We start from the raw sequence: 25593 nt of genomic DNA, 5'->3' as shown, positions 1-25593 counted from the left end.
ATTATTAAACAATAAAATTATAAATAGGATTTAAATTAAAAAACCCGAACTTACTCGTTTCCAAACAGTGTGTATTTAGGAGACGGAACGTTAACGCAATTTGCCGTTGATATATATCTGCCCCTTCTTTCCTGGCTCCCCAGGCTCCCCTAACTTTCCATCAATACCCTTTATACCTGGCTTTCCGCAACAACTTAAGTTTTTAGTTTTATCCGCAACATTACACCACGAGACACCACCATCACCGCCTTTCCCTCCCCTTCCCTCTCTACCGCCAGCCCCTGCCGAACCGGGTTCTGACGAATAACTAATTTGTGGATAACCCGCAGAATAGTTAAACTCTATGCCACCCCCACCGCCACTATTCCCCCCATTACCGCCATTACCGCCATACCCTCCATCTGCTCCATTCCCTCCATACCCAGAATTACACAGTGTGCTAGTAGCAATACGACGACTATCACTATAAATACTACCATAACCCCCATCACCACCATCTCCCCCATAGCCCCCATCACCACCATAACCACCATCACCCCCATCCCCTCCTTCAGACTGCAAATAGATCACCCCTCGTGCCTCAGCACATGTGACAGTGAGTTTCTCAGCCTCTTGACCGAGTTCGCCATCCGATCCATTCATTCCCGGAGAACCGAGAGTTCCATCAGTACCTGATGTAGGCTGAGTTATACAGCGATTTTTATTCTCGTAACCAGATTGACCTCTAACGCCACTAACACCATTGACACCACCTGTACCAGCAATACCATTTGCTCCATCTCGCCCTTTATTGACAAAGTGCTGTGGACCGAGTCCAACCCCCTGGATGACATTCGCTTCAACCCTACCATTGGTGTAGCAAATAACTTTGCCTTCCGATTCAATGGTTATCTGGTTGTACACCAAAACAACCGGTTCACCACAATACTCTTTATCTTCAATAATCAATGGATTATCTGCGGTAATCGTGAGCTCCTCGCCACTATATAACGCCACTTTCATCGGAAAACGCTTAACATTAAGCATTTCTTCATAATCTTTAACCAAAGTAGAATCACCATAAATATAGGCGCTAAAAGCTTTACGCAAATCAATATGATTACCCGAGACGTTTGCCAGTCGTTCAGCAGAAAACGGTTCAGGTAACGGATGATAAGATTCCATTTTTCCAGGGCCATATCGACTGTCAGGTACACCACCGAATGCCTTCAACTCTTGTATCGTTTGCACTGTAAAAAATGCAGGCGGCACAGTCGCCGTTTCCAGATCGTTAGAAAATATTACCGGCCCGTCAAAGTCGGAGGTCTTAAGTTGCTTTGGCTGTCGTTCCAGACCACACGGATGATAATCTTGATGTAATATTGCCAAAGTCTCAGCAACTGTTCTTATTTTTCCCATGAAAATTCTCCTGAGTTTAAATTTATACATTTAAAATAACTTCATATCTCAATTACCCATCTAACCAAGTTCCAGAGAAAACACCGATTTTTTCTGGCAAATAATATAGTCACTTCAACAATGGATGTACCAAAAAAAATAATTCCGACGAGAATTAATTAGGTAAATATTTATTCACTTTACAGAAAGAAATTAGATACGACATTGAAATGACGCAATGATAAAATATTAATGTAAATTCCCATTTTTTCCATTAATTATGGAAAATATTTCTGTGATACATCACTACCTTTTAATAGATACCAATTAAAAATTTCAATTTTATACTTATCTCATGAGGTATTATTATAAAATACAGATAAAAACAATAAGCATTATTGTATTTTTAAAAAATCACAACAAAATAGAAACCTATAGATATTATTAAACAATAAAATTATGAATGTGATTTAAATTAAGAATAGAAAATAATTCTTCTTTATAATAAGAGGATTTTTTACAAATAAGAGTTTGAATAACCGAATCAATCATTATCCTGATACAGTGCAGCCATTGGAAATAGCTGCACATCTTGTAGTTCAACACAGACAAATAATTCAACACGGGCAAATCGGCAATTTGGCATAGTGACGACTCCCCGGCCCTGTCGAAAGAAGCTTCCAACTTCATGGGCTATCTGACCCACTGCCGATTCATATCGATATTTCTTACTCCGATTAATCATTTGTCAAATTATTATACTTACCCATCTACACCAAATCGTCAGCTCAATTATAGTCGTTCAAACCAATCTGATTATTGTGCCCCCAGAGATTAACTCTGTACATTACCGTTAATATATATCTTGCCCGCTACACCCACCCCTCCCGATTTGCCATCAATACCATCTCGACCAGATACGCCTGATTGACTACTGTTACCAACTCCACCTTTTCCACCGTCTCCACCTTTTCCGCCTTTTCCGCCTTTCCCTCCATTTCCACCATTACCTCTATATGACTGAGTATTAATCACTGGCTGACCACCAAGGAAATTAATATATACGTTACCACTGTCTCCACCTTTCCCTCCATTACCCGCGTCTCCTCCATCTCCACCATTACCCCCATTTCCCGCACGTCCCGCACTAGATTTGCCTGTCTTATTACCTCCATTGCCCCCTATTCCACCATTCCCTCCATCACCCCCATCACCTCCATTTCCACCCTTGCCACCTATTGATTCCACATTTACTGACCCAGTAACAAGTTGAACATGAATAACTATGTCATTTGCATTTCCACCCTCTCCGCCCCCTACTCCCAATCCTCCTGAAGAGCCGCCAGTTGCATCAGAACCTGCTGTGGACTCAACAGCACAGCCGTATTTATTTTCTATACCCGCAACACCATCTCCGCCATTAGACCCATCACATCCTGTTTCACCATCAAAACCATCACCTCCATCATCACTTTTACTGATAATGTTCGGTTTCTGATCACTTCCATTACCTACAATCGTGCTGGCTTCGATCCGACCATTAGTGCGGTAGATAATTTGACCTCCCGGTTCAATGATTATCTGGTCATACACCAAAACAACCGGTTCGCCATAATCATCTTTATCTTCAACAACCAATGGATTATCGGAGGCAACAGTCATTTTCTCGCCACTGTATAACGCCACCTTCATCGGGAATCGCTTAGCATTAAGAATTTCTTCATAATCTTTGACTAAAGCAGAATCACTATAGATATAGGCTCTAAAAGCTTTGCACAAATCAATATGATTACCCGAGACATTTGCCAGTCGTTCAGCAGAAAACGGTTCCGGTAACGGATGATGGGGTTCCATTTTGCCAGGGCCATACTCACTGTCAGGTACACCGCCGAGTGCCTTAAGCTCCTGTATGGTTTGTACCGTAAAAAATGCCGGTGGCACAGTCGCGGTCTTCGGATCGTTAGAAAATATGACCTTGTCGTCAAAATCCAAAGTCTTAAGTTGCTTTGGCTGCCGTTCTATACCAGCTAGGTGGTGATACTGATGTAATACTGCCAAAGTTTCAGCAACAGTTCTTATTTTATGCACGGGAATTCTCCTGAGTTTAAGTTTATACCTGTTATCTTTCAAGTTGCCTCTTTGTTGGCTGCACTCACTCACCCCGGTCACATAGTTAGCTATGCTCCCGGGGATTCGCTCCCTTGCCGTCGCGATCCATCTTGAAATCTATTGGGTATATACGTTTAAGATAACTTCATATATCAACTGTCCATTTGGTCAAATTCCAAAGTATCAACTGCTATCACTACCGATTGTGACACTAAATTGCGAATAGCCAGAATATTGCCATTAGCTAATTACCAGATTAGCCATAACGGAGACATCGATTTTTTCTGGCAAAAGATATAAGCGATTCAGCAACGGATATGCCAGAAAAATAATTCCTATGAGAATCAATTAGGTAAGAATTAATTCACTTTATAGAAAGCGATTTGATGCAACATTTAAATCATACAATTTAAAATATTAATGTAATTTCCCACTTTTTTCATTAATTAAAGAGAATATTCCTGTGATACATCACGACCTTTTAATGTATGCTGATTAAATACTTCAACTTTATATTTATCTCATTAAGTATTATTAGAAATAAGAATAAAAAACAATAATTATGATTGTATTTTTCAAAAACAACGACCAGACAGGAACCTATAGATATTATTTAACAATAAAATTATGCATCCAATTTAAATAAAAGGCGGGAAATAATTCTTATCTATAAGAAGATCTTTTTGCGCACAATCTTCAATTTCTAAAAAATTAATTCTACAAATAAATTCTTAAATAACCGACAAAAAGTAAATATACCCAATAGATTTCAAATTGCAGCGCGGCGGCAAGTGAATACATCCCCAGGAGCATAGATAACGATGTGACTAGGGTAAGTGAACGCAGCCAACAAAGCAGCAACTTGAAAGATGAAGGGTATAAAATAGTCTTAATGAAGTCACCCAGTAAATCAAAATAGCGGAGAAATAACAATACAGATTCATAATCTGCATAACACGGTGCAGCCGTTGCCAACGGCTGCACATAAGACTATCAATATATAGGACCTATCAATATTCAAGCACTTGAGCTTTCTGAGGGGCTTTCAGCAAACGCCAGGCGAGCAATACCACGCCTGCGGTCAATACCGCTGTCATCCAACTCATCATATGAATAGCACTGGTGAATGATTCTGCCGCTGCCGCTATCAGTTGCTGCCCTTCCACCTCAGCTAATGAACTCGCGACGACGTAAGCACCGGCCAGAGTCTCTAACGCTAATCTACTATGTTCCTGAGAGATCCCATCCGGCAATTGCAGAGTGACACGATAGAAGGCTGTTACCAATCCACCTATGATAGTCGTGCCAAGTACAACACCAACTTCATAAGCGGTTTCACTTATGGCTGATGCAGCTCCTGCTTTAGATGATGGCACTGCCGAAAGCACCAGATCGTTGGACACAGAAGCAATTGCGCCCACACCAATATTTAATAATGCGAAAGCAATAATCAGAGTGGTTAAATCGCTACCAATACTGGCGACCAGCAGAAATGCCGCTCCCGCAAAACTCAGTAAAAGCGGCACTAGGTAGTAAGCAGGCATCCGTTGAGCAACGGGCACTATCGCCATACCAATAACAATCGCCATTATTTGTCCTGGAACCAGTGCCAGACTAGCTGAAATCGGTTTCATTCCCAGTACGATTTGTAAAACCTGAGTGGCAAAAAAGACAAAGCCAACCAGCAAGGCCAAACTCAATAAGTTGACCATAATCGAACCGGTAAACACACCATTGCGGAACAGAGAAAGATCCATCAGCGGGACAGACAAACTCCGCTGCCGGCGAACAAACAACACGCCAGCCACGAGACCAACAGACAGTTCCAGTACCACACTTATTTCAAACCCGTCACTGGCAAGATGTTTAATCGCGTAAACAATACCAACCAGAGCAATGATCGATAACAGAACGCTATACGCATCAATAATGCCAGTCTGCTTTTTATCGGACTCTGGCAACAACATAGGTCCGAAGATCAGCAGTGGCACTAATACCGGTACCGCCAACAGAAAAATTGAATTCCAATCGAAGAATTGTAATAGAACACCACCAACGACAGGGCCTAATGCCGAACCGATAGTTAATGTTGTCGCCCAAATAGCGACAGCTAACCGGCGCTGTTCTCGATCCTCAAAAAGAGTGCTGATTAAAGCCAAAGTTGAAGGCATCAGCATAGCACCAAAAAATCCTAGTACCGCTCGCCCTCCAATCAACTGTACGGGTGAAGTTGACAGTGCTGTTAACACTGAAACAACGGTAAATCCCAAAGATCCAAATAACAGCAATGAACGATGGCCGACACGATCACCAATACTCCCCATTGATACCAGCAACCCCGCCAATACCAATGAATAAGCATCAATTATCCATAATTGCTGACTTGCACTAGGTCCCAGCGCTTCAGCAATTTTTGGCAAAGCAAAGCTTAAGATCGTATTGTCCACAGTCACCAATAATACTGGCAACATCAATATCAGTAATCCCAACCAACTTCTGAGTCCTGCCCGCCCGTTAGCCTCAGCAACTCTATTTAATGACATCCCCTCAACTCCTTTTCTATATCATTCAAGCGTTGAAAAAATATGCTGGCAATCAGCAGCACTAATATTGAGCTGTTCCCCCAGTTGTTGTGCAATGTGTCTGAGGTTATCGCCAAATTCAGTTTGCTCACCAGCCTGCACTATTGCATCTAACTGTTGTATAGCATGCAGTAACTCTTGACGAGGTTCGGCAGCCATCGGATTTTCATATTGAACGTCCCAGTACACTTCCATTGGATTGCATAAGATCCTTGATAATAACGCCAGCATTGTACGCATAGGTGGCGGCGCAATAGTCGCCAAGGTACGAATATCTAACGGGCTTTTTGCCAGCACCATGCCAAAAATCAGTATCGCGGCATGGGGCAAAGCCTGACAAAACGCCATAACTCTATCGTGTTCCTCCGGCGTCATTCTGCTAATGCGCATGTCAGCCTGCATCAATACCCGCTCAATCCAATGCTCATTAACATGACAGTTATTAAGAACGACTGCAACTGGCCTTTTTTGCTCCGGTAAGGATGGCGAGAACATCGGGTTAACACCAATGAAAGGCTGCCCTGGGGCAGCAGCTCTCAATGCAAAATAGAATGGGGCCTGAACTGAACACGTTGATACCATCTGTACATCATCATCAACCACCGACAATACCCAAGGCAAAGCCTGTATTGCAACGGCTTCCGGTAAGGCAAAGACGACTGCCTTTGCCTGATTAAAAACTTCGCCAGAATCCGCAGCCGGATTTAAGATATCAACCTGATAGCAATTAGAACGCACTCCCTGCGTTCGTTTATCAACACTGTATACTACACAACCGAAGTGAGTAAAAAGACGCCCTAATAAAGAACCAATAGCGCCTTGCCCGCCAAGAATAACGACTTTGTGGTTACTCACACACTTCCTCCGCCATATGACTAAAACTGAAATAGGGCACACTGGCCTTTACCAATGTTTCTTCAAATTCACCATAAGGATCGGAGTGAGCAACAATTGCACCTCCTATGCCGAATTCAGCGCATTCTTGATGTAACACAGCCGTACGTATCACAATGCTCAATTCCACTTCACCACTGAAGGATAACCAGCCAAGTGCACCGGAGTAGACGCCGCGCGCCGATGATTCCAAAACGTCAATAATTTCCATCGTGCGCTTCTTCGGCGCGCCAGTCATTGATCCCCCCGGGAAACATGCCCGGATAGCCTCCATTGATGAGGTTTCGTCACATAATTCACCGCGGATCGTCGACACCAATTGATGTACAGAAGAGAAGCTCTCAACTTTAAACAACTCAGGGACATGCACACTACCGGGGCGACACACCTGATTAAGGTCATGGCGCACTAAGTCAACAATCATCAGATTTTCAGCTCTATCCTTAGCTGATTGACTCAATTCCAGCTGAAGATGTTGATCTTCTGCCTCTGTTTTTCCTCGTGGCCGAGTGCCCTTAATTGGTCTGGATTCAACACCTCGGGTTTCATCAATGCGTAAGAACGTTTCCGGCGATGCACTGAGCACAGAAAACTCTCCACATGCCAAATATGCGCCATAAGGTACAGGGCTGGCATGACGCATCCGTCGATAAGCGTCCAATGGTTGCCCGGAATAAGCCATCTTTGCCCTATTGGTCAGACAGATTTCATAAGACTCGCCATCTGTGATGTATTGAAGTGATTTATAGATTCCATTTATATACTTCTGAGCATCATATTCCAGACAAATCTTATTCTGATCGACAGCACCAGGAATAAAGTTGGGTATGGCTTTACCGGTGTTTTTTGCCGCTGCCACCAACAGCTCCGGTGGCCAATTTTGTGGTTGCCCTACCGGTGTGATAAGACACTCATAAAGCTTATTCTGCTGGTGATCGAACACAAAGAAATGCGGAGTAAATATTAAACTGGCATCAGGCTGTTCTGAATGATATTTGCTGCTACCAATTGTTAACGCCTTTAATTCATACCCCAAATAACCGACAAAGCCACCTTTAAAGACAAATGGCATTGGTTTTGCTGTTGAAATTTCCACAAAACCCAGCAGTTCAGACATCAGTGAGAAAAAATCACCCTGGACAATCTTCTCTCCATCAGGCCCGACCAGACGCAAATTCTCAGTTTGTACACTATATTCAAGCCGGATAGCGTCCTGTTCATTACCGCTTCCCATGATTGAGAAACGCGCATTAGGTCTGTCAGAGTTTTCACTGTCAAGCCAGAAAGCATGCGTATCATTGCCGTAACGATCAATGAACAGCGTTTCAGGATCAACGATGCCCTGACATTCACGATAATTCAGGTTGAGATGCTCACTTCCTCCTACCGCAAGATAAGCTTCATTGACAGAGAGGCGCTTATTCTGGGTGATGGCTTCCTGCTCGTTATTCTCTTTATATGTCTTAGCAATGTGCGCAAAATTACTGAGTAATTCACGCCCGTATTCAGAATCAATCGACTCAGGATGAAATTGAACCCCCCAAATAGGTTTTTGGGTATGCTCAATGGCCATGATTAAACCATCGTCAGTCCAGGCAGTGCACTTAAGATTATCAGGAAGCCGAGTACACACCAGTGAGTGATACCTGACCACTTCAAACTGTTCAGGCAAACCACGGAACAACCCTTCTCCTGTATTCTTGATGCGACTACGATAACCATGTACCGGATTGGGTGCATGTTCTACAAAGCCCCCAAATGCCAGACTGATTCCCTGATGTCCGAGACAAATACCCAACAGTGGAATTTTGGCCCGTGCAATAACTTCAGCACAAACACCAAAATCGCTGTTTTCAGCCGGATGCCCAGGTCCTGGGGAAAGGACTACCGCATCATAATCATCTATGGCTAACTCTTCATAGGTCAAGGAGTTAGTGACGACAACCGGTACATTACCAGTAACTTCATACAGATATTGAGCAATGTTTTGCGTAAAGGAGTCATAATTATCAATGAGCAATATTTTCATTATTATTTTTTTTCTCGCGTAATAACTGATCAATCAGCTCTTCTTCTTGACGGCAGGTTTCTTCGATAACCAATCGAAATACTAATTCAGTATATTCAGGCCGTAACCCAAAATCTGTTGACTTATCCCTTAATATATCCAACAACGAGGTAATACGTTGTGGCTGCATCATCGGAATATCCTGCTCCGCTTTTATTTCAGCGATTTTCATACAGATCTTCATCCGTTCAGAAAGCAGAGTCAGAATCTGCATATTAATAACATCCAGAGATTCCCTGTGAGGTTGCAATATGTCCTGCTTATTTATCATTGATAGAGTCATATATTCGCTCTTCGTCACGAGTTTATTGCGATCATCTTTTTTATCGATAAATTTGTGTCACTTATACCTGTGGAACGACAGCTTGTGGCTCAACCCAATTTAACCCTTTCTCCCGTATTTCGAGCAAAATATTTGCTAAGTGCCTAATCTCGCCGACCCTATGTTCACTGGAGAAGGCAAAACGCAACATTGCATTACCATCCGGGACAAGTGGATAAAATACAGGGAACAATAAGATACCGTTGTCACGCAGCAAACGAGCCGCTTCAAGCCCTTCTGCTTCATTTTCAAATAAAGCGCCACGAACAGGGGATTGCACACCAGCATTCATCAAACTGTTATTCATCAAAGAATCAAACAGATTAATGTTTTTCCATAGCTGCTCCTGCCGTATTTCTATTTCCAGACTAAGATGAAGTTTTGCTGAGGCAACGTTAGCTGCCAACATCGGCACCATAATCGAATGACCAAAAACCAAAGGATTGGCTAAGGTACTAATAACTTCAACATCATCGGCACCCGCAACCACCACAAAACCGCCAGCACCACCAAATGCTTTGGATAACGAACCTGCAAGTATGAGATTGGATGGCAAAATATGGTCAAGTGCTGCAAAGGCGTAACCCGCACCATGACGCCCCACAATGGAAATACCATGGGCATCGTCTACATAGACATAGCCTCCAGCAGCAGCCAATTTTCGGGTTAATTCTGCAACAGGGATTAAACCATTCATTGAACCAATGCCATCAATCAGCAGAATAGGTGTACGCTGGCTCTCCTCACAGTTCTGCAAAGCTTGCTGTATTGACTGCTCATCAGCACTATCAACCCGTGATACCGGTCCAAATTGTTCAAGAATACCGCGTAATACCTGCATAGATGCATGAGCAGTTTTATCCATTAACCAATGTGCAGGTCGAGTAAGTGGATAATTAGGGAGAGAACCGCTCCCCAATAACGGTAATACACCAAGGTGAACGTTACTGGTGGAAGTAAACACAGCAACGGAACCACCCAGATAAATTTCTTCCAGCAGTTTCTCCAATTGCCCCAAATATTGCGGGCGCATAGCACCACGGGATGATGACAAATGTATCCCTGTCTTAGCCATTGCCTGATTTGCTGCTTCGATTAAAGCAGGATGATGTTCCAACCCCAGATAAGAGCAAGAAACAAATTCAGTAAAAACTTTTCTTTCATCTGTAGTAATTTGTTTACCTTGACGTTCTACTACAGTGAAATTGGTTAAACCTTCTTCGATAGCTTGCGCTAAGGCACCAGTTGTCCGTGACCGGCGAATTGTCATCCAGTCCTGCTTGTGTTTTACATTCATTCTCCAGACCTCAACTGTCTAATTTCAAATGAGCTTACAACCTACAGTGATGACCGAACTGCCTGTTGTGTCAGAAATATCTTCATCGATAATTGTTCGTATCAAGTAAAAGCCTGCGTCTGAAAATAATGCTCTGACCATCTCCTCTTGACTTTCGCCATGTTCGATGACCAACCAACCATTTGATTGCAGTAGCTGGTTGGCTTGTTTGATAATCAATCGCGTTAGATCAAGCCCATCATCCCCTGAATACACCGAAGTATAAGGATGATGTTCCTCCCACTCCGGTAATATTGTCTGCTGTTCTGGAACATAAGGTGGATTTGCAACAATTAACTCTACCGACTCGTCAAATTGAGAAAATGCCTGCCAATCCCGTAAATCTGCTTTTAATGCATCGACTTTAATCGCCCAGCTAGCCAATCGATTGATATTGCGTGTCAGGTATTGGAAAGCGACATCGTCATATTCAACACAAGTGATCTTTAAATCCGGGCGGCGTTTAGCAATGGCTAAACCGATAGCACCACTACCGGAACATAAATCCAAAACCGTCGCCCCTTGAGGCACTTGATATTCATTCTCCAGCCATTTATGAATAATCTGGCTATGAGGACGCGGAATAAAGACCCCCGAACCAACTATCAGAGGTAATTCATCAAAATCCACAGTACCGACAATATGTCCTAGTGGGATACGGTTACAGCGCTCATGAACCGCGAGCATGAACTCATCACGGGCACGATCCTTACAGCGCCTTTCCAAATAACGGTCAACCAAGCACTCAAGATCGGTTTCCACATCCCAAACACCGGCTTCTGACAGTAATTCCCGGGCCTTATCAACAGCCGCCTGATCTTTCAGCGAAGAATTCATGACCATGCCTCATAGTAACTACGTAACCGCTCACGCATCGATTCATAAATATAGGAGAAGGCAACCAGTTCTGGCGGTGGAGTGAACTGCGGATGAAGAGATGCAATCAAATCCTGGTAGTTACGCGTCATACCTTCATTCAGCAGTGGCAACCAATAAGGTTTGATATCCCAGCGATATTCGTAACCTGTCGCAAGCATTTGCTGGACAGTCTCTTTAGCCATCACTTCACGGGAGAAACCTACGAGTGGAGGACGAACAGGATTGAAGGAATCAAGGTTAATTAGCGTATTTTCAACGCCAGTTAAAGCATTGGCGATATAATCTGCCAATAATGGCGATTGGTGTAAGCCGTCGCGGTAAGTACCGGTAGCCAGCCAAAGACCATTCACACCACATTCACCAATCAACGGGAACCCATCAGCAGGAATTGGCCGGTTACCAACCTGGATTGAAAGAATCTCTGCATCATGTAAGTTAATATCCAACTGATCTAACGCACAATCTAATAAGAACTGCACATCAGAAATCAGTGCCTGACTGCGTGGTTTTTCAGCCAGAATATTAGTCGCACCAAGATACAGCACACCATCACCACGTGGTACACAATGCAGACCACAGGCAAATGCTCGGTTAGGGGTACGGATGACCGACGTCGGTAATTCCCTGCCTTTTGGCATCCTGACCAGAATTGACACCCCATAACCGGCAAATATTGGCGGGATCTGGCGAACAACAGAAGGGATATTTGATAACAGGTCTAACGAATGCGCACCGGCAGCAACAACGACTTTATCCGCCATTAAACGCTCACCACTTAGCAATTCGACACCAGTAGCGACACCGTCTTCAATCAGCACACACTTAACATTCTCGTCTTTAAGGACACCACCTTCAGCAACAAATGCAGCATCCAGCTTCTCCAGTAATAAATGCGAGTCTAAAGCATGTTCATCAGGGATATACAAGGCACGAAGCGGACGTACCAAGTCGTTGGGCTTTAACCACTGAATTTCACGCGGATCGACGATTTCATGAGGAGCATCGTAATCGATCAGGGTTTGTTCGATAGCCTCATAATTGATCGTATCAACTTCTTCCATCCCGGCAGTGTTGAGTATCACATGAGTACCTTTAGCCGTGAACAGTGAGCTTGTATCACCGGAAGATTCAGCTAATCGTTGTGCCCAAGCAGGCCAAAGTTCCTTAGCGATACAATCCATATTCAGCTTTAACTTACCGTGTTCACTCGCTAATAAACCACTGGTAATTTCGCCAAAACAACCATTCATTGCACCGGCAGCTTTAGAGGCAGCATTGGTTCTATCAGTTTCGCCAACTCGACAAACGGAAAAATTTCTGCTTGCCAGCTCATAGGCGATTGAACCTGCAATTGCCCCTGAACCAACGACAATAAAGTCGTATTTCACTTATTTACTCCTGTATGGCCTATAGCCAGTTTATTTAAAATATTTTGCCAACGACGACGGACAAATAATTACTCCCCTCTTGAATTGGGGATATTTTTACAGCTTTACATTAATGACAAAAAAATAACCTTGTGTTCATCAGCAATTAAAATGACGAATCACACATAGATTTATGCTGAATTTAAAAACAAGCATGCAATAAAAAATTGTCACATTAGAAACAGTTTCAATTTATTATCAAATAAATATAATCACCCATAAAAATTAATTTAATCAAAGTTAAAACACAAAAAAACAAGTAAAAAAACAATCAGTTAAATTATTTCACAAAAATATTATTTATATTTAATGGTAATAATAACAAAATAATACTATTAGGTTGGAAATAAAATTTGTAAATCAGGAGAGAACAATAGTCATCAAATACAAAACTGTCAAATAAATTTATCCTTATATTATAAATAAAAAAATCATATAAATGTTTTCAATATAAAATAAAAACAAATTATATTTAAATTGTTACGGGGAACAATATTCTAAATGTCTTTTATTCTTCAATAAAAGAACAAAAATTCTCAAAATAAGTGATTTTTCAAATTTATATTTGCCATCAATTCTCACCAATATATACAAAATAAAACACATGTTATTATATCAATAATGACTATTATATTGGTGATTATTGATATCGCTAAAAGGAAAAAACCCGTCCCTCTTGCTCAGAACGAAATTATCTCTGCCGGATTAAACGTGCTTATCACTCCCAGAGCACCCTTAACTAACGGAATGACGACCGGAGAGAGATAGGAACCCAGCGGGATACTCACGTGGTCAATGCAGGTAAGCATGGTAAAGTCGTCGTTGCGTCTGGTAAGCTCGTCGCTGATAGCTTTGCCAATGCGCACCGTCTGCGCCAGTCCATGACCGTTCCAGCCATGTACCATATACACGGGTACACTGTCGCCGCTCTTACGGGCATCAGTTGCACCGTTCAGGGTCAGATCGCTGATCCCACCCCAAGAATATTCTAGTTCAATTCTTTCCAGCTGCGGGAACACGGTTCTGATACGCTCAAGCAGATAGTTGTTTACATCACGCGGTGACCAAGAGTTGCCAGTACCCTGTCCACCGAACAGCAGGCGGTTGTTACGCACTGCACGATAGTAGTCAACCTGTAACTGTGTATCGTAGACCGGCATATCTGACGGGATCAGCTCCTTGACATCCACTGGCAACGGCGGCGTTACCGACACATAGGTGAAAAAAGGCACCGTAGTGGAAGGGCCGGAGATAAACTCACCCGTGGAGCTATGCACACCCAGCACCACGGCTTTACTCGCCCTGATAATCCCCCACTCAGTTTCTACCACTGTGCTACCAGCCTCCTGCCTGACACCCTTCACTTTCGTGCTGTCATAGATTCGCCCACCCAGTCTGGCAAAACCGTAAACCAAGCCACGCAACAGTGCCAGAGACTGGACCTGCCCGCTGATACTGTCGATATTTGCTCCATGGTAGATACCCGACCGCACATACTCTTCCTGTAGTTCGTGCGATCCAATAACCTTCACCGCCGTATCGCCCAGCTGGCGCCGGGCATCGGCATTAGCCACCAGTGTCCCCATATGGCCAGCGTGCACCGCAACAGTGATATGACCATATTTGCGGTCACATTCGAAATTGTAACGCTCACGGAGTTCATCCACCAGATTCATCGCTTCAACAGACGCAAAACGCCATAAGCGTTTAGCCTCATCGAATGAAAGTTTTTCCAGCATGGTTTCAGCTTCCCAGCGAGCGAGTCCGGGAGTCATCTGTCCTCCGTTGCGGCCAGAAGCGCCTGAACCAATGTTATCCTTTTCAACCAAAATCACGTCCACGCCCGCTTCTGCAAGATGCAATGCAGTGGAAGCCCCCAGCAATCCACCGCCGATGACCACAACCTCGCAGTTCTGGTCTCCGGGCAGACGTCCAAAAGCGGGCCAGTCAGCCAGAGAAGCTTCATAGTAGTTGGCTGGCATGACGTCAGCAGCAGCGTCTTTATGCCAGTTCCAGATACGCGGGTCCAACCTCAACCGGCTGGCTCTGTGCTGCGCATCCTCCAACAGTATCGGCCGGAGCTTATCAACATTGACGGCAGAAACATCGGCCTCAGTTAAAGCCCGGGCGAGTAGGGAGAAGGAAGGAAGTACGGATGAAAGCACTCCTGCCCCCGCGAGCGTCACGGCGGTAGAGATAAAGTCTCTCCTGTTCATTGTCATTTCAGCACTCCTGTCGTGATCTAAAAATCACCCGCAGTCCTAGTCCGGGGCGTTTCCCTGTAAGTGAATCCGACTCTCTGAGCTGTATTTATTGCTGCCAGAACTCCCTTTCAGACCTGCGAGGATCAGCAGGATAACGGTGCCGATAAACGGAATGAGATGCAGCAGTAACCACCAAGCGCTACAGTTGATGTCATGCAGGCGGCGAGCATTCACTGCTAGCGCGGGCAAAAACGTGAGCAGCAGATAGACGGCGCTGAACCAGCCCATATAAACTTCAGGATTGGCAACAGCAAAGTAGTTTTCAAGGAAAGAGATAATAAATACAGCCAGAATCTGGAACAGAACGAAATACCAAAACTCTTTACGCCTGGCTCGCCCCCTGAAACATGCATAGTTCTTTAATACATTTAAATACCTGTGCATTGTTGTCCTCTCTTGTGAAGCAGCAGGTGCTACCCTGCCGCCCTGCGCATTACCAACCCGCAAGGTCTGCATCCATTCAGTCAGCCACGCGCAAACTCCCAGTCATTACGCCCCCACCCTCTTTACGGCTCAGCCAGATCGAGCAGTACAGACTCCAGAATGTTGAGTGCTTCGTCAAAAACATTATTTTGTATGGTCAGCGGCGGAAGGAAACGTATCACATTGCCGTGTACACCACACATCAGCAGGATCAGACCACGCTCCAACGCTTTCTGACGTACTGCGTTGGTAAAACTGGCATCAGGTTCCTGACTGTCCGCACGGTTAAACTCTACCGCAATCATCAGCCCGAGCCCACGCACGTCGGCGATCTGCGGGACACGCGGTCGCAGTTCATGTAGACGCTGTTTTAACTGGTTTCCCAGCTGCGTCGCCCGCTCATTCAGCTTCTCTTCTTCGATCACATCCAGCACCGCATGGGCAGCCGCAATTGCTACCGGGTTACCACCATAGGTTCCCCCCAGACCACCAAGCACTACAGCGTCCATCAACTCTGCACGTCCCGTCACTGCCGCCAGCGGCAAACCACCCGCCAGACCTTTCGCCATTGTGGTCAGATCGGCAGCCACCTCATGATGCTCCATGGCAAACAGTTTACCCGTACGCGCGAAACCGGTCTGGATCTCATCGGCGATAAGTACAATACCGTGGCAATCGGCGATCTCACGCAGGGCTTTGAGCAGCTCGGTAGGCGCAGGATAGAAACCACCTTCGCCCTGTACCGGTTCGATGATGATGGCAGCGACGCGAGTGGGATCAATGTCGGCTTTAAAGAGATTATCCAGCGCATTCAGCGTCTGTTCCACACTAATGCCATGCAGCCCGACCGGAAACGGAACACGATAAATGTCGCTAACCAGCGGGCCGAACCCCATTTTGTACGGTGCAACTTTGCCGGTTAATGACATACCGAGGAAGGTACGGCCATGGAAAGCACCGCTGAAAGCTACCACGCCACTGCGCCCGGTAGCAGCACGCGCGATCTTCACAGCATTTTCCACCGCCTCAGCCCCGGTAGTGACAAAGACGGTCTTCTTCGCAAAATTACCAGGCACCAGGCGGTTCAGACGTTCGGCCAGCGCCACATAATTTTCGTAGGGCACTACCTGATGACAGGTATGGGTAAACTGTTCCAGTTGTTCTCTGGCTGCCGCGATGACGCGCGGATGGCGGTGGCCGGTATTTACCACGGCGATACCGGCGGCAAAATCAACATAACGTTGCCCATGAACATCCCAAATTTCAGCGTTTTCCGCCCGCTCCGCATAGACTTGAGTGGTCACGCCTACGCCTTTCGCAATAGCCGCGCTGTGTCTTTTGGCTAACATAGATTCAGTCATAAATGAAAATTCCTCTGCAATCTGAATAAGTGGGCTTCAGCAGGCAGACTCCCAATGTAATGATGGTAGGATCACCAAACGCAGTGAAGATACTTCACCATCGGCTGACTGATTAACGTCCTGACACTTCCATAGTGAACCGGAACGCACTCCCGGCACTGTCGAGGTCACGACCCGCGCATCGTCATTAATAACCAATACTGGCTTACCAATGGCTCCCAGAGCGGGTAGAAGTAACCGATCCAGAGTTGAAACCAGCATATCCGCCGCCGCAACGCCGACAAAATCCTCACCGATGAGTACCGGGTGAGCTATTGTAATCGTGTAAGCTCCGTTGCAGACATAATCCACATAGGGACCGTCGATAAAGGGAAGATGGCAACTTGCCGGCTGCCGGAACCAGTCAAACAACCGAAAGTCCAAACGCCTGCACTGCTCTTGATTGTGTTCCAGTTGTGCCTGTTGAATGGTGCTCCCTTCCTGACGCCACCACTCCAACGTCCAGTAGCCTCCCTCTTCCTCAGCCGTCTTCGTTGACACATAACTGGCGAACCCCGCCCCGTTACACCAAGCGTTATCGTGCAGTACATCGTGGATATGTTTTTGCAATGCAGCGCGCTGCTCCCGCGTTAAGCGGGCACCTTCCATATAATGTAAAGGCATTTCCGATAAAATACGCGCCGTCGCATCTGCCAAGGCGGCGGTAGCCCTCTGTGCCGAGGTCAGGATATCGTCTAGGATGTTCCTAGCCCGTTCTGCATGTATGTTGTTGTACATATGCCACTTCCTTTCCTGGGATGAATCCAGCCGCGTTACTCGCGGGCGGGTTTCTGCAAGAACGGCGCATCGGTATCCATGCGCAATTTGCATTCAAGTAGGTGGTCGGTAATTCGGGCAATCATCCTCTGCGCCAGCTGATAACAGGCGAAGTCGTCAGCCTTATGTAGAACATCCAAGAGTGAACGCCAGGCGGTGACAACTTCGCTGTGTACAGCAGCCTCCCGGTACAGAAGCGCCACCAAAGGCGTCCATTCGGCCTGAATCTCCAGCTCTTGGTTAGCAAGCCTCGCCGACTGCGCCTGGGATGCCAAGGTTAACAAGCAGCGCATATCTGCCTGTATACGAGCATCTGGTTGCGTCGCGGCTGCAAAACTGTCGATCAACTGCCCAAGCATCTCCAGTTCACCCGGCGTTGAGCGTTGCGCCGCAAGCCTCGCGCTGTGGCCGATCACCGCACAGTGAAATTCGCTGAAATCCGCTAACTCGCCTGAAGCCATCAACCGCAATGGATGATATTTCCGCATTATCTCAACGGGAACCTGACATACGAAACTACCGCCATGACGTCCTCGCCGAGTATCGATCAGCTGCCTGGTGCGCAGCGTATTCAGAGCATCACGTACCGTTACTGGCGACACACCCAACAGACGCGACAACTCGTTTTCATTAGGCAACTGCTCATCGGCCTGTAATACCCCAGAGATGATCGCGTTACTTAAACGTTCCACAACCTGTTCGGTCCGGGTGGCCTGATCAAGCGGTGCGTAGACGATGGAATATGCCATCATTCTTTAATTCCTGATTGAAAAAACATGGATTTCGACATGTTTGCAAACGACATTAAAAAATACCGTGGCGATGCAGCGCTTGCGCATCCTCCGGGACCGGGGTGATAGCATCCCAAAGCTCAGCCACTTTACCGTTCTCAATGCGCCATAGCTCGAAATAGCTGTGACGCGCTCCGGCAATACTCCCCTCCGAATGGGTCAGAACAAATTGCCCATCGGCTACCATACGGTGAATTTTAGTGTAATGCAGGCCCTGCCCTTCATCCCTAAGTTGTTTAAGAAACGAGATGACTGCCGCCGTACCATCGGGAATATCAGGGCTGTGCTGGCGAAACAATTCACCATTGGTGTAGTTCCCAAACTCTTCGTAGTAACCCTCTATCAGGGTACGTGTAAAAAAGTTGACCACCAGTTCGCGATTCTTCTCCCGGTTATGGCTATGACCTGTTTCAGTCGGGCCATCTAACTGAGTCCAGCCACTGGCGTTGGGTGCGGCCTGTGGTACCAGACCATCCCAATGCTCCACGATTAAGCCGTCGGCAACCCGGTACAGATCGAAACCGACCAACGGACGGTCGTCTAACCCCATAAAACGACCGTGGATAGCGACCAGATCACCATCCTGCAATACACGATACGTTTCGTGGTGCAGTTTAGGATGTGTGCAGACCCGCTCACGTAGCCCAGCAAGCCCCTCTTTGACCAACGGGGAGTGTTCGATGAAATGCGGCGAAAAACAACGCTCAAGCGCCCCTACATCACGGTCAGTAAACAGCTCGTGGTGCGCACGCGACACCAAATCGCGTGGAGATCTATTCTGAGTCATTACGGATGTCCTATGTCAGTCGTTGGAACTCATCACATGTTTGATACGCGTATATTCATCGAAGCCATAAACCGACAGATCTTTACCATATCCAGAGCTCTTAAAACCACCGTGCGGCGCCTCTGCCGTAAGAGGAATATGGGTGTTAATCCAGACAGTCCCGAAATCGAGTTCACGTGACAAGCGCAACGCGCGGCCATGATCGCGGGTCCAGACACTGGCGGCCAGTCCGTATTTCACATCGTTAGCTTTCTCTATGGCATCCTGTTCATCGCGGAACTTCTGCACCGTGATAACCGGGCCGAAAATCTCGGTCTGGATTGCTTCGTCGTGCTGTTCCAAGCCGGTAATTACCGTAGGTTCAAAGTAATAACCTAAACGTTCGGCCTGACGGCCTCCTGTTTCGATACGGGCATAAGAGGGCAGACATGCAATGAACCTTTTGACCTGCTCCAGCTGACGAATATTATTGAGCGGTCCATACAGCGCCTCTTCATCTTCCGGATCACCAAAGCGGGTGACTTTAGCTGCCGCCACCAGTTTGGCGACGAAGGTATCGTAAACAGATTCATGCACCAGCACACGCGAGGCTGCTGTACAATCCTGACCAGCGTTAAAGTACCCCGCAGTAACAATGGTCTCCACTGCTTTATCCATATCTGCATCAGCGAAAACAACCACTGGCGCTTTGCCCCCTAGCTCCAAATGTGTTCTGGTGAGATTAGTCGCCGCCGAAGAGGCAACCTGCACGCCTGCACGCACAGAACCCGTGATGGAAACCATAGCTGGCGTTTTGTGTGAAACGACCAAGGCACCTGCTTTGGCATTACCCAACACCACGTTGAATGCACCGGTAGGAAAGAACGGATTGGCCAATTCAGCCAGCAACAGAGTACTTTCCGGCGTGGTATCGCTCGGTTTGAGTACCACAGTATTGCCCGCAGCCAGCGCAGGCGCTATCTTCCATACGGCCATCATCAGTGGGTAATTCCACGGCGTAACTTGACCCACCACGCCTAGTGGTTCGCGCCGGATGCTGGTCGTCATATTAGGAAGATATTCAGCAGTAGCTTTGCCTTCCAGAAAACGGGCGGCGCCAGCGAAGAAACGGATATGATCCACTGACGTCGCAACTTCCTCAGAGGCAATCATATGCTTGAGCTGCCCCGTATTGCGGCTTTGCACTTCGATCAGACGTTCAGCGCTTTTTTCCACTGCATCGGCTAATGCCAGCAATGCCTGCTGACGGGCTGACGGGGTGCTGCCCCCCCAGATCTTGAACGCCTTTTTAGCTGATGCATACGCTTCATCAACATCCTCCGCAGTCGCGTTAGGGGAACGCGCATAAGCTTCACCAGTGACCGGGCTTACCAGATCAAAATATTCGGAACTTTTAGATTCAACATACTGACCATTAATGAAATGCCTGAGCATTGGCACCGCCATGGTTACCTCCTGATGGATTGGATAACATAAAATATAACCTATAATTTAATATATTAAACGGTTGCATCACTGTCAAATTTGTAACAAAAAAGTAAAAATAAAAGACAATCAGATACATAAATGTAACTTTCGGCACTCCTGCTTAGAAAAATATGCCGATCTATGAACAGGATCGAAGATTTCAGATTTTACGGACAGCAATATAGACAAACCAACGGGTTCAGTCTCTATTACAAAAAACGGCAAATAAAATAGCCCTAATGGGGTAGGTTCTTAATCAATTTCATTTTGAAAAACGTTTATTTATTAAAATAAGCTCGTTATGTGATTTTAGATTTTCACTTAATCCCATTCACCCATGTCTATTTAAATGATGGGTAGATTCACATAATAAGTACAGCATCTTACATAACATATAACTCTATTTATAACAATTGGTTAAAGAAAACGACGTATAGCGGAATGATGAAACCTTATTTACTTTTTCGCCATCATTTTACAAAATAAATCATCAAAATAATGCAATAAAAAAATTGGTAAAACGGGTTAATTAAGCAAAACTTAAATCCTGAGAAAAGGTTGATTATCTGAAAAAACATAAAAGGATATCTTTACATTATCAGGTTATTTACCAGGGCGGGATTCTACTTTGCGTAAAAATTATACATTTCGCAGATATTGATAATTTCTCACATTCAATACGATTTTATTGATAGGTTTTGATATCTGGCATGAACATTTATTGAGCTAGTAGAGGGTTGTTTTTATCCACAATAACCATATAGAAAATGTGAGATCCCGCCCTGGGTTATTTACTGACCAGTGTGGAATCTTACTTTTTATGAACCTCTGCATCATTAAAATGCTCTAATCATCCTATTTCATAAAAAGTGATTTTGACGATGACCATTTTTAATTATATCAATGATATCCCTGACCCGTGCGATGACATCAATAAAAAACATGAATTAATGGATGCGATTTTTCTGGTCTTTGCAGCTGTTCTGAGTGGTGCTTCGGCTGAAAATCCATTCAGAAATTTGGTGAGTGACAATTAAAATGGCTTAAACAGCATGCCGCTTTTACTCACGGCATTCCCCGCCGACACTGTATTACGAATATTATCAAGGCCATTGATAATGATGAACTCATTGGATTACCGAAAAAGATCAGGGATACAGTCGTATAGAACAACGCACTGTGATGCAAATCAGCTCCGAGCTCCCTGAGACATTTCAATGCCGCTGGCCATCGATACACAGTTTGATAGAAATGGCCTTCGAAAGAAGAGTAAAAGGAGAAACCTATTGTGATTCACGCGAGTATGTGAATCCATTACCGTTGGATACTGAAGCAGCAGCAAAAGCAATTAGGCATCAAAACGCCAGAGAGCAGCGTGGTCAGGAGAATTTCGCAGTGAACTTATTTTTGGTTGAATTATGAGCAAAATGGAATCTCGCTCTGAGTACTTGCTGGGCCTATATGTGGAACCGGTACATGGGTTTTAGAAAAACGGCGCTATAGATTTCTCAAATAACTAATAACCACTGGTTTAGCTGCCAGTAGATTTCATACAAGAACTGTTGTCGATAATAATGCCCTAGATGCAACCGTTGGTTCAAACTTTAGATTTTGGTTAAGTAAAGCATCGGACTACGACACGACCTGAAAAACCAATATTGCTAAAGATATAGCTGATGGAAATCTGATCTTACTTATAGCTATGTTCATTGCTGAGAGTTTTATGCTAGTTTTTCTTAATTTTTGATGTAGCATATCAATGAAAAGTGTATAATATGGATCTTTTTTATGTATTATTTTTTTTAATTTTTATCTATAGATGATGCTCCTTAATCCAACAGCTTTAAAGTGACGTTGCATATCGTCTAACACTCAGATTCATCATCATATAAGTACAATATGGCAATTAGATGACACAACAAGATAATAGTAACCAATATAAACCAGTTTTTAGTAAGGCTAACATGCCGTTAACTATGCAATATCTTGGTGGAAAATCGAGAATAGTTGATAATATCTTTGATTCTATTAAACAAAGTTTCCCTGAAGTCAATACATTTGTTGACCTATTTTCGGGTTCAGGGGTTGTTGCTTATCAAGCTTCTCATCTTGGTTATCGAGTAATTGCGAATGACATTCAACCATATTCAGCTTGCATTCTACGTTCTATTCTAAAAAAAACATCAGATAATATGCAGCCTTTAATTTTTCGTTTAGAAGAAATTACTAATAGTGAATTATTTTCTAAGAATAGAGAGGAATATTTACAAGATTTCCTAGTTGAAGATGATTTTTTTAACAAGGCGTTTGAAGAAAATCTTAACTGGAAAGAGTATGAGTATTTTTGCAATAATACGGTACTTATCGATGGTACTAGAGCTGAAGCTGATCGTTTGAGCAAAGAAAAACCATGGACATTATTTCTAGCATATTACCGCAATACTTATTTTGGTGTTAGGCAGTGTGCTGAACTGGATTTTTTAAAAGAATTAAGTTTTGAGTTATCCGAAAATATTAGAGATCAACTTGATGCTTGTATTATTTCAGTGATGACAGATTGTGTATCAAGCACAACTCACTTAGCTCAATATTTAAAACCATCATCAGAAAAATCAGCATATAATTTATTAAAAAAGAGAAAAAAAAGTTTAATTAATGAAACAATAAAGCGCTTAAATTCAATTTCTTCTAAGCCTTTCATTCAAGATGCTGATGTATATAATTTGGATTTTAGGCAAGCTCTTAAAATATTACCTCAATATAAAGATATGATTATATATGCAGATCCCCCATATTTTAAAGAGCATTATTCTCGTTATTATCATGTTCTTGATACGTATATTATTTATGATTATCCGGAATTAACTTTTAATAAAGTTTTAGGAAAAACAACTGTTGGACGATATCGTGAGGGGCGCTTGGTTTCTCCATTTGGAAAGCGTTCAACCGCAAAAAGTGCATTTGAGGTTCTTTTGAAGCAATCAATATCTAAACGAGCAAAATTGGTGATTAGCTATGCCTGTTCTTCTATAGTCGATTTATCCTTTTTTAAAGAATTATCTGAAACATACAAAATACCATTAATTATTGATGAATTTAATCTTGTACATACAGGGCAAGGGCAATCTAGGCATAAATCTGTAACTGAATATTTATTGAAGTTTGATATCAAATGAAACTCGCAGATATTTTAGAGGATATTCAACCTCAACATGACTATCCGGCAGGACTAATTCATCCATATTGGGCTCGGAAGCCAATAAATGTTATTGAGCTACTTATTGAACAGTTCAGCAATGAGGGGGATTTAATTCTTGATCCTTTCATGGGCTCTGGTACTTCTGTATTTGGAGCATTAAAACGAAGACGTCGTATAATAGGTTCTGATCTTAACCCATTGGCTTGTTTACTTGTTAACGCTATTCTAGGTTCTGCAAAGAATATAACGGAACGCAAAGAAGAATTTCTATCTGCGTATAATGTGTTAGCGGAGTATGCAATAGCACTTTATAATATCGGGAACAATGAATGTGTTGAACGTGAAACTTATGAAGTCAAAGGGCAGTACTCGAATGGTGAGTTTGAGCTAAAATTGTTCTCTCATAAGATTAAGCCTATAAATAATAGGTCCCTGAAAGGTAAGTCTAGAGAGTGTCGTAGTGCACATTATTATTATTCCCCCTCTGCATCTTCAGTATCAGAACCATTAGATTTCTCAAATATAGAATTTACTGAAAATACAAGAATTGCCGTTCATTCTGGTGTTAATGCATCGCATTTTTTTACTCGCCGCAATATTGATTTTATCAATTATGCTTTGAGATATATTCAACAACCTTCTATTTCATCAGACACTAAAGAATTATTAACGATTTTTTTATCTTCATTGCTACCAATGTTGCGCTTAAGTGATAAAAAGGCTAGTTCTCAGTGGCCTTATTGGCGGCCAAAACAAACATTGACTTCTCGTAATCCTATTGTTGCTTTACATAGAAGAAAACGTGCATTCTTAGATATGTTTGAATGGGTTAGTCAAGAAATACATAAACCCGAGGATGCATCTATTTTTCAGTTGCCAGCAAGTGTTGTTAATTCAATGATTACGCAGCCTGTAGATCTCATTCTTACAGATCCACCTTATGCAGATCATGCGCCATATTTGGAGTATTCTGAACTTTTTTGGAGTATTGTATCTGGTAAGACAACACGCTCATTGTGGAAGCATGAAATTGTAAAAACTAATGCTGTTGGAAGAGGCTCTGATTCTGAGCAATATGAAGACAGAATGAGAGAAACATTGATATCTACATTAGAGAGCTTGAAGAATGGTGGTTACTTTATTTTCTTTTATGTTGATAAGAATCTTAATCATTGGAATACAATTAAGTCAGCAATAAAAGCAGCATCATGTGTAGTTGAGGAAGTTGTTCCAATTTGCAAACAAAGACGCTCGATGAAAACCGTTACGAGTCCAGGTAGAACACTTGATGGCGATCTTATTATTGTATGTAAAAAGAAACTGAATGATGGTATAGAATTGCCATTATTAACGATGCAAGATATATTGGACACCTTACCGAAGGATGTTTCTTATTTTAATAAATTTTCAAATTTCATGAAAATGTATCTACAAAGCAATATTGTGGATCTTGACTGTTGGAATATTAAAGACATTTCAAGGATTATCTAA

Annotated in this window: 20 protein-coding genes and 1 pseudogene; 4 read left to right on the top strand and 17 right to left on the bottom strand. The window is 43.8% G+C overall.

Translation table 11 applies throughout. From position 1 onward, the window contains the following. Positions 1-90: 90 nt before the first annotated feature. From EAE89_RS01475 to EAE89_RS01395, 17 genes are all read right to left on the bottom strand, one after another. Entirely contained in the window at positions 91-1398 is a 1308-nt protein-coding gene (locus EAE89_RS01475) for a hypothetical protein (RefSeq protein ID WP_149616378.1), read from the bottom strand. Between the two features lie 523 nt (positions 1399-1921). Beyond that, the gene (locus EAE89_RS01470) at positions 1922-2083 is read right to left on the bottom strand and encodes a hypothetical protein (RefSeq protein ID WP_161804199.1); all 162 of its coding nucleotides are present in this window, start codon (positions 2081-2083) and stop codon (positions 1922-1924) included. A gap of 128 nt (positions 2084-2211) precedes the next feature. Continuing rightward, positions 2212-3465 carry a hypothetical protein gene (locus EAE89_RS01465; RefSeq protein WP_214085256.1) on the bottom strand — a complete coding sequence of 418 codons (1254 nt, stop codon included), beginning with the start codon at positions 3463-3465 and terminating at the stop codon, positions 2212-2214. A gap of 1031 nt (positions 3466-4496) precedes the next feature. Beyond that, positions 4497-6029 (bottom strand): MFS transporter, encoded by a 1533-nt coding sequence (locus tag EAE89_RS01460; RefSeq protein ID WP_054475226.1) that lies wholly within the window; start codon positions 6027-6029, stop codon positions 4497-4499. Positions 6030-6050: 21 nt separating this feature from the next. Next, positions 6051-6923: a prephenate dehydrogenase dimerization domain-containing protein gene (locus EAE89_RS01455; protein ID WP_214085255.1), complete on the bottom strand. Its 873-nt coding sequence runs from the start codon at positions 6921-6923 to the stop codon at positions 6051-6053. Beyond that, a complete protein-coding gene (gene pabB / locus EAE89_RS01450; protein ID WP_214085254.1) occupies positions 6916-8991 on the bottom strand; it encodes an aminodeoxychorismate synthase component I in 2076 nt (691 codons plus the stop codon). Before pabB ends, EAE89_RS01455 begins: the two co-directional genes overlap by 8 nt. Beyond that, on the bottom strand, positions 8972-9313 hold the full coding sequence (locus EAE89_RS01445) for a chorismate mutase (RefSeq protein ID WP_217276946.1): 342 nt from the start codon (positions 9311-9313) through the stop codon (positions 8972-8974). Before EAE89_RS01445 ends, pabB begins: the two co-directional genes overlap by 20 nt. 61 nt (positions 9314-9374) lie before the next feature. After that, a complete protein-coding gene (locus tag EAE89_RS01440; RefSeq protein WP_149616375.1) occupies positions 9375-10649 on the bottom strand; it encodes an 8-amino-7-oxononanoate synthase family protein in 1275 nt (424 codons plus the stop codon). Positions 10650-10673: 24 nt separating this feature from the next. Beyond that, positions 10674-11525, bottom strand: coding sequence for a HemK/PrmC family methyltransferase (locus EAE89_RS01435; protein ID WP_054475235.1), 852 nt, complete (start codon positions 11523-11525; stop codon positions 10674-10676). Continuing rightward, positions 11522-12955, bottom strand: a complete 1434-nt coding sequence (locus tag EAE89_RS01430) for an NAD(P)/FAD-dependent oxidoreductase (RefSeq protein WP_054475237.1) — start codon at positions 12953-12955, stop codon at positions 11522-11524. The genes EAE89_RS01435 and EAE89_RS01430 overlap by 4 nt, the downstream gene beginning before the upstream one ends. Before the next feature lie 719 nt (positions 12956-13674). Further along, a complete protein-coding gene (locus EAE89_RS01425; protein WP_244866063.1) occupies positions 13675-15030 on the bottom strand; it encodes an NAD(P)/FAD-dependent oxidoreductase in 1356 nt (451 codons plus the stop codon). A gap of 225 nt (positions 15031-15255) precedes the next feature. Continuing rightward, a complete protein-coding gene (locus EAE89_RS01420) occupies positions 15256-15642 on the bottom strand; it encodes a DUF805 domain-containing protein (protein ID WP_054475292.1) in 387 nt (128 codons plus the stop codon). 122 nt (positions 15643-15764) lie between these two features. Then, positions 15765-17042: a 4-aminobutyrate--2-oxoglutarate transaminase gene (locus EAE89_RS01415; RefSeq protein WP_054475240.1), complete on the bottom strand. Its 1278-nt coding sequence runs from the start codon at positions 17040-17042 to the stop codon at positions 15765-15767. Between the two features lie 36 nt (positions 17043-17078). Then, positions 17079-17819 (bottom strand): cache domain-containing protein, encoded by a 741-nt coding sequence (locus EAE89_RS01410; RefSeq protein WP_054475241.1) that lies wholly within the window; start codon positions 17817-17819, stop codon positions 17079-17081. Between the two features lie 35 nt (positions 17820-17854). Beyond that, positions 17855-18610 (bottom strand): FadR/GntR family transcriptional regulator, encoded by a 756-nt coding sequence (locus EAE89_RS01405; RefSeq protein ID WP_054475242.1) that lies wholly within the window; start codon positions 18608-18610, stop codon positions 17855-17857. A gap of 52 nt (positions 18611-18662) precedes the next feature. Beyond that, positions 18663-19436, bottom strand: a complete 774-nt coding sequence (locus tag EAE89_RS01400; protein WP_214085253.1) for a nuclear transport factor 2 family protein — start codon at positions 19434-19436, stop codon at positions 18663-18665. Between the two features lie 15 nt (positions 19437-19451). Further along, the gene (locus tag EAE89_RS01395) at positions 19452-20882 is read right to left on the bottom strand and encodes a gamma-aminobutyraldehyde dehydrogenase (RefSeq protein WP_054475245.1); all 1431 of its coding nucleotides are present in this window, start codon (positions 20880-20882) and stop codon (positions 19452-19454) included. A gap of 902 nt (positions 20883-21784) precedes the next feature. Here EAE89_RS01395 and EAE89_RS24520 point away from each other — a divergent pair. The 4 genes and pseudogenes from EAE89_RS24520 to EAE89_RS01380 form a co-directional block, all read left to right on the top strand. Then, positions 21785-22035, top strand: a pseudogene (locus tag EAE89_RS24520) (transposase family protein); the annotation flags it as partial. 119 nt (positions 22036-22154) lie between these two features. Beyond that, complete coding sequence (locus EAE89_RS24515; RefSeq protein ID WP_479687596.1) at positions 22155-22325, top strand: hypothetical protein; 171 nt, start codon at positions 22155-22157, stop codon at positions 22323-22325. Positions 22326-22813: 488 nt separating this feature from the next. Next, entirely contained in the window at positions 22814-24079 is a 1266-nt protein-coding gene (locus tag EAE89_RS01385) for a DNA adenine methylase (protein WP_054475250.1), read from the top strand. Then, on the top strand, positions 24076-25593 hold the full coding sequence (locus EAE89_RS01380; protein WP_054475251.1) for a DNA methyltransferase: 1518 nt from the start codon (positions 24076-24078) through the stop codon (positions 25591-25593). Before EAE89_RS01385 ends, EAE89_RS01380 begins: the two co-directional genes overlap by 4 nt.

It is taken from the genome of Photorhabdus heterorhabditis (assembly GCF_018448905.1).
Taxonomy (GTDB): domain Bacteria; phylum Pseudomonadota; class Gammaproteobacteria; order Enterobacterales; family Enterobacteriaceae; genus Photorhabdus; species Photorhabdus heterorhabditis.
The sequence above is the reverse complement of the archived record's forward strand: the minus strand, read 5'-3'. Positions and strand labels throughout refer to the sequence as shown.